This window comes from Euryhalocaulis sp. (assembly GCF_013911995.1).
GTDB lineage: Bacteria > Pseudomonadota > Alphaproteobacteria > Caulobacterales > Maricaulaceae > Euryhalocaulis > Euryhalocaulis caribicus.
The window spans coordinates 24,118-30,586 of record NZ_JACESD010000037.1; the positions used below are offsets into that span (position 1 = coordinate 24,118).

The 6,469-nt window shown below is 63.4% G+C and carries 7 protein-coding genes; 6 read left to right on the forward strand and 1 reads right to left on the reverse strand.

Going from position 1 to position 6,469, the window contains the following annotated elements; translation table 11 throughout:
- Positions 1-3: 3 nt before the first annotated feature.
- Genes fumC through H2040_RS10365 form a run of 4 tightly spaced genes read left to right on the forward strand, consistent with a single transcriptional unit; the run spans position 4 to position 2,950 of the window.
- The gene (gene fumC, locus H2040_RS10350; protein WP_287157240.1) at positions 4-1,395 is read left to right on the forward strand and encodes a class II fumarate hydratase; all 1,392 of its coding nucleotides are present in this window, start codon (positions 4-6) and stop codon (positions 1,393-1,395) included.
- Positions 1,396-1,399: 4 nt separating this feature from the next.
- Positions 1,400-2,086, forward strand: a complete 687-nt coding sequence (locus tag H2040_RS10355) for a phytanoyl-CoA dioxygenase family protein (RefSeq protein WP_287157242.1) — start codon at positions 1,400-1,402, stop codon at positions 2,084-2,086.
- Positions 2,087-2,117: 31 nt separating this feature from the next.
- The gene (locus H2040_RS10360; RefSeq protein ID WP_287157244.1) at positions 2,118-2,741 is read left to right on the forward strand and encodes an NADPH-dependent F420 reductase; all 624 of its coding nucleotides are present in this window, start codon (positions 2,118-2,120) and stop codon (positions 2,739-2,741) included.
- Between the two features lie 5 nt (positions 2,742-2,746).
- Entirely contained in the window at positions 2,747-2,950 is a 204-nt protein-coding gene (locus H2040_RS10365) for a ribbon-helix-helix domain-containing protein (protein ID WP_287157245.1), read from the forward strand.
- On the opposite strand, the gene H2040_RS10370 is transcribed toward H2040_RS10365, so the two are convergent.
- Positions 2,947-3,963, reverse strand: coding sequence for a glycoside hydrolase family 5 protein (locus H2040_RS10370; protein WP_287157246.1), 1,017 nt, complete (start codon positions 3,961-3,963; stop codon positions 2,947-2,949). The genes H2040_RS10365 and H2040_RS10370 overlap by 4 nt on opposite strands.
- Positions 3,964-4,048: 85 nt before the next feature.
- Here H2040_RS10370 and H2040_RS10375 point away from each other — a divergent pair, with 85 nt between their 5' ends.
- Both H2040_RS10375 and H2040_RS10380 read left to right on the forward strand, forming a co-directional pair.
- A complete protein-coding gene (locus H2040_RS10375) occupies positions 4,049-6,034 on the forward strand; it encodes an acetyl-CoA carboxylase biotin carboxylase subunit (RefSeq protein ID WP_287157247.1) in 1,986 nt (661 codons plus the stop codon).
- Positions 6,035-6,082: 48 nt separating this feature from the next.
- The coding region (locus H2040_RS10380) for an OmpA family protein (RefSeq protein WP_287157248.1) at positions 6,083-6,469 on the forward strand (387 nt) is incomplete at its 3' end.

Here is a 6,469-nt window from a genome sequence, read left to right on the forward strand (position 1 = left end):
AGCATGACCGACACGCGCAAAGAATCCGATTCCTTCGGCGAGCTGGAAATTCCGGCCGACAAATACTGGGGCGCGCAATCTGCGCGTTCGCTGATCAATTTCCCGATTGGCGATGAGACCATGCCGGTCCCGGTTGTTCATGCGCTGGGCGTCATCAAGCGCTGCGCAGCGCTGGCCAACAAGCAGCTGGGCGCGCTGGAGCCGGAAATCGCCGACGCCATAGCCAAGGCCGCCGGCGAAGTCGCCGAAGGCCGTTGGGACGACCACTTCCCGCTATCGGTCTGGCAGACCGGCTCCGGCACGCAGTCCAACATGAATGCGAACGAAGTTATCTCGAACCGCGCGATCGAGATCATGGGCGGCAAGATCGGCACGAAGAACCCCGTCCACCCGAACGATCACGTCAATCGCGGCCAGTCCTCCAACGACACCTTCCCGACCGCCATGCACATCGCCGCGGCGCAGGAAATCGCCGGCCGCCTGATCCCGGCGCTGGAGCGCCTGCACGGCTCCATCGACGTGAAGGCCAAACAGTTCAAGGACATCGTGAAGATCGGCCGCACCCATCTTCAGGACGCCACGCCTCTGACGCTGGGCCAGGAATTTTCCGGCTATGTGCGCCAGATCGAGCTGGGCATCGCCCGCCTCCAGGACGGACTGGAAAATCTCTATCCGCTGGCGCAGGGCGGCACGGCCGTGGGCACCGGCATCAATACGAAAGAAGGCTTCGCCGAAGCTTTCGCGCAGGAAGTCGCCGATATGACCGGGCTTCCCTTCGTCACCGCCGAAAACAAGTTCGAGGCGCTGGCCGCGCACGACGCCTATGTCTTTGCTCACGGCGCGCTGAACACGGTCGCCGCGTCCCTGTTCAAGATCGCCAACGATATCCGCCTGCTTGGCTCCGGCCCGCGCTCCGGCATCTCCGAGATCAGCCTGCCGGAAAACGAGCCCGGCTCATCGATCATGCCCGGCAAGGTGAACCCGACCCAATGCGAGGCGATGACCATGGTTTGCACCCAGGTCATGGGCAATAACGCCGCCATGGGCATGGCCGGCAGCCAGGGCCATTTCGAGCTGAACGTCTTCAAGCCGGTCATGGCCTACAACATGATGCAGTCCATCCGCCTGCTGGCCGACGCCGCAGACAGCTTCGCCGAGCGCTGCGTCGAGGGCATCACGGCCAACGAGGAGCGGATCGAGGAACTGGTGAACCGCTCTCTCATGCTGGTCACGGCCCTGAACCCCAAGATCGGCTACGACAAGGCCACCGAGGTCGCCAAGAAAGCGCACAAGGAAGGCACGACCCTCAAGGAATCCGCCCTCGCCCTCGGCTATGTCACAGAGGCCGAGTTCGACGAGATCGTCGACCCGGCCAAGATGGTGAAACCGGGCTGACGCTTTGATCGGATCATCGGGCAGACAGGATCTGGACCGCGATGGCGGAATTCTGCTTGCCTCGAAATTGAACGGTCGCGAGATGGATAAGCTCACCCATCTCGCGGATCGTCATGCGTCAGGTCCTGGCGGACGCATATTCGACCCGCCCGCTCATCTGAAGACACTGCTGAGCACTGGATTTCTCGGCAGGATAGGTTCCGAAATTCTGGGCGAGACGGCGCGACCGGTTCGCATTCTGCTGTTCGATAAGACGCCAACGGCAAACTGGGCCGTACCCTGGCATCAGGACCGAACGATTGCGGTTCAAGAACGCAGTCCGCGGCCCGGGTTTGAGACATGGACGACCAAATCCGGCGTGCCGCATGTGGAACCGCCATTCGATTATATCGAGTCGATGATCAGCCTACGGCTGCACCTCGATGATTGTGGCGGCGACAATGGTCCGCTGAAAATCATCCCAGGCTCCCACCGGCTTGGGAAGCTGACCGATTCCGACATTCGGGAACTCAGCGCGCGCCAACAGTCTCGGACTTTCCGGGCGGCGCGGGGAGATGTACTAGTTTTGCACACCAGCATCATTCATGCCTCGGATCGAGCAGCCAACCCGGCCAGACGTCGCGTTCTGCACGTCGATTTTTCGGCCCGCGATTTGCCTGAAGGGTTGGAATGGGCGATCGGGCAATTCTAGGCTCGACAAAAGACACGCTGAGTAAAGGCTTATGAAAATCGCCGTCATCGGGCCGGGAAAAGTCGGGGCGACGCTGGGACGGCGCTTTGTGGAGGCCGGGCACGAGGTAACGTTCGGCGCGCCGCGGCCGGAGCAGGAAAAATACGACGCGCTTCGCGATCTCGGTTGCGCCGTCTATTCGGCCGAAGAAGCGGTCGAGGAGGTTGAAATCGTCCTGCTCGCCGTGCCCTGGGCTGTCGCAGCGGACGTTGTCGGCAAGCTGGGCGGACTGCCCGGGCGTCTGATCATCGACGCAACCAACCCTATCGGCGAGGATTTTCTGGACGTCGATCATGCCAGCCAGCATTCGGGCGGCGAGACTATCGCCGAACTGATCCCCAAGGCGCAGGTCATCAAGGCGTTCAACACGGTGGGCGTCGAGACCATGGCCAATCCGGTCTATGGCGATCAGCGCGCCGCGCTGGCCGTCGCCGGCGGCGATCAGGCGGCCAAGGAGACCGTTTTCAAGCTGGCCCGAGACATTGGATTCGATCCGTATGACGCCGGCCCGCTGGCCGCCGCCCGCACAACAGAGCGCCTTGCCTGGCACTGGATCGAGATTTCCACGATCTATGGCGACCGGAGCGATTTCGCGTTCGCTCTTCTTCGGCGCTGACCACGGTGGAGAAGCGCTCCCTCTCCATCGCCGGTCACCGCACCTCCATTGCGCTGGAGCCGGAATTCTGGGCGGCGCTGGATGACGCCGCAGCTGCGGACGGCCGCTCCATGGCGGGCCTGATCACCGAAATCGACGAAGGCCGCGATCCCGAACAGGGCCTCGCCAGCGCCGTGCGCGTCTGGCTTCTTAAACGGACCAGCCGCTAGTCTTCCATCAGCGCGGCGTGAACGGGCGCGATCCAGTCTCCGGCGTCACTGTCATAAATATCGAACCCGGCGGTGAAATCGAAATAGCACCAGCCCATGCCGCCGGCCTCCGCCGCCTCGCGAACGGTTTTGGTCCATACCGCCCGGTCCGCTGTTTCGCCATGCCGGATCGGCCCGAATTCGCCCAGAAAAACCGGCGTCCGGTTCCGCTCCGCCCAATCCTGCGCCTTGGCGATGTCGTGTTGAACCGCCTCGATTTCGTGGCTGGCGCCAAAACCCGTCCCCTCAGGCGGCGCATTCTTGAACCAGCTTGCCCCCTGGTGGGTAAAATCGAACGGCTCGTAATAGTGGAAGGTGGCGACCAGGTACGGGTCGTCCGGCAGGCGCAGCCGCATCAGCCCCTCGACGCTCGACCAGTCGTCCCCGCCCAGAATGATTGCCCTGGTTGGATTGGTCTCGCGGATCGCGTCGACCAGTTCCTCCGCCAACGCGAACCACTTCTCGCCTGACAGTTTCCGGATCGGCTCGTTCACCGGCTCGAAGATCAGGCTGTCCGGGTAATCCTGATAACGCTCGCCGATCTGCCGCCAGATGGCGAGGACGCGCGGGGCATGAAAATCCGGACGGTCTTTCAGGTCCGTATAGGAATGCATGTCGATGATGACATTCAGATCGGCCTCGAACGCCTGATCAATCACCTCGTCGATGCGCGCAAACCGCTCCGGATCCACCGTGTACGGCGCGTCCTCCAGCGCGTGACTGTGCCAGTCGATCAGAACGCGCACCGTGTCGAACCCGCCATCGGCGATGGTTTGCAGGTCCGACTGCGTGATCGCATAGCCCCAGTCGCCCTCCACCGGCGCGTTCAGGGCGTTCGCCAGATTGACGCAGCGCTGCACCGGGAATTCCGCGCGGGACGCGGTGGGCGCGACAGGCGCCTCGCTGACATCCGGGGCGGATTCCGCGCCGCAGGCCGCCACGGCAAGAGCCGCCATTCCAGTCATCCAGCGCATGCGAGACCTCCCTGCCCTTCCACCGCCGCCGCGCTTGTGATTAAGACGGACTCGCGACGCCATCCTGACATGCTAGACCTATGCCATGATTTCGAAGATTCTTATTGCCAACCGGGGCGAAATCGCCTGCCGCGTTATCAAGACCTGCAAGCGCCTTGGCGTGAAAACGGTCGTCGTCTACTCCGAAGCCGATGCGGCGAGCCTCGCCGTTGAGCAGGCTGACGAGGCCGTATTCATCGGGCCGCCGCCCGCCGCCGAATCCTATCTGGACGCCGACAAGATCATCGCGGCCGCGAAAGAGACCGGCGCGGACGCCATCCATCCGGGCTTCGGCTTCCTGTCGGAAAATGCCGGATTTGCGGAGCGCGTGGAAAAGGAGGGCCTGATCTGGATCGGCCCGAACGCACACGCCATTCGCGCCATGGGCGACAAGATCGAATCCAAGCGGCTGGCCGGCGAAGCGGGCGTCAGCACGATCCCCGGCGCGCCCGGAGAGATCGAGAACGCAGAAGACGCGAAGACCGCCGCTGACAAGATCGGCTACCCGGTCATGGTCAAGGCGTCCGCCGGCGGCGGCGGCAAGGGCATGCGCATCGTGCATGATCCCAAGGACCTCGCCGACAGCTTCAAGTCCGCCCGTAACGAGGCGAAATCCTCCTTCGGCGACGACCGCATCCTGATCGAGAAATTCATCGAACAGCCGCGCCATATCGAGATTCAGGTTCTCGGCGACAAGCACGGCCATGTAATCCATTTGGGCGAGCGCGAATGTTCCATCCAGCGCCGCAACCAGAAAGTTATCGAGGAGGCCCCCTCCCCGTTCATCGACGAGGAAACACGCGCGAAAATGGGCGCGCAGGCCGTCGCGCTCGCCGAGGCCGTGGGCTATGACAGCGCCGGCACGGTGGAGTTCGTCGCCGGTCCGGACAAATCCTTCTATTTCCTGGAAATGAACACCCGTCTGCAGGTGGAGCATCCGGTGACCGAGCTGATCACCGGCCTGGATCTGGTCGAGCAGATGATCCGCGTGGCCGATGGCAAGGAGCTGCCCATCAAGCAGGACGAGCTGAAGCTGGACGGCTGGGCCATGGAAGCCCGCGTCTATGCCGAGGATCCCTATCGCGGCTTCCTGCCCAGCATCGGCCGTCTGGCGCGCTGCCAGCCGCCGGAAGAAGGCGACGGCGTGCGGCTGGACACCGGCGTGCGCGAGGGCGACGAGATTTCGCTGTTCTACGATCCGATGGTCGCCAAGCTAATCGGCTATGGCCCGACCCGTATCGACTCCATCGATACGCTGGCCGCCGCGCTGGACCGCTACCTGATCGAAGGCGTGCAGACGAATATTCCCTTCGTCGCCGCCGTGCTGTCTCAGGACCGCTTCCGCGAGGGGCGCCTGACCACAAAATATATCGAGGAAGAATTTCCCGACGGGTTTCAGGGGCTCTCGCCCGACCCCGGTCAGGTTCGCCTGCTTTCAGCCGTCGCCGCCTACGCTCACGCCATCTTCACCCGCCGCGCGGCGCAGGCCACCGGCCGGATCAATGGCAAACATGTCGCGAAGCGCAAGGACTGGGTCGTGCTGTTCGGCGAGCACCAGATTCCGGTTCGTATCGACCTGACGGACACCGGCGCCGATCTGACGATCGAGGACCGGTCCGCCACGCTGGAAACCGGCTGGATCCCCGGTCATGTCCTGTTCGAGGGCAAGCTGGACGGCGAAGCCTTCAGCGTGGAAATGCACGACCGCGCGGAAGGATATGTCCTGCGCCTTGGCGGCGTGAAAGGCCGCGCGCTGGTCTGTTCGCCGCGCATGGCCGAGCTGCACGCCATCCTGCCAGAACCCGACGCCGGCGACCTCGCCAAGACTGTCCTTTGCCCGATGCCGGGCCTGGTGGTCTCTCTGGAGGTCGAGCAGGGCCAGGAAGTTAAGGCGGGCGAGCCCATCGCCATCGTCGAGGCGATGAAAATGGAAAATGTTATTCGCGCTGAAGCCGATGGCGTGATCAAGTCAATACCGGTGAAAGCGGGCGACACCGTGGCGGCGGACGACGCGCTGGCCGAAATGGAGTAGGCTCGGGTCAACCGCCTTAATTTTACGGCGAAGAATGTGGGGGCATTTATGAAGCGTTTTCTCTTTCCGGCCGCGGCCTTGATCCTGTCCGCCTGCGCCACCGCGCCTGACAGCGGCGATGAGGTCAGCGCCTGTCTGGCGGAAACCTTCCCGGTCTATTTTGCCCGTGACGAGAAAGGGCTCAGCGCCCCGGCGCAGGAACTTCTGGACGTGGCGGCGGAACGCCTTTCCGGCTGCGCGGGCGGATCGCTGGAAGTCGTGGGTTATACGGATGCGGTCGGGAACGAGACGCTGAATCAGCGGATCGCAGGCGAACGCGCGCAGGCGGTGCTGGACGGGCTGACCGCGCGCGGCGTGCAGCCGCAACAGATCAAGCTTACCCCCGTTGGCGAAGCCGGCGCCAAAACCGCGGAGGGCGAAACCGTGCCTATGCGC

Coding starts and splice junctions, on each gene's coding strand:
- fumC (WP_287157240.1), top strand. CDS start 4: ATGACCGACACGCGCAAAGAATCCGATTCCTTCGGCGAGCTGGAAATT.
- H2040_RS10360 (WP_287157244.1), top strand. CDS start 2,118: ATGAAAATCGCCGTCATCGGGCCGGGAAAAGTCGGGGCGACGCTGGGA.
- H2040_RS10375 (WP_287157247.1), top strand. CDS start 4,049: ATGATTTCGAAGATTCTTATTGCCAACCGGGGCGAAATCGCCTGCCGC.
- H2040_RS10370 (WP_287157246.1), bottom strand. CDS start 3,963: ATGCGCTGGATGACTGGAATGGCGGCTCTTGCCGTGGCGGCCTGCGGC.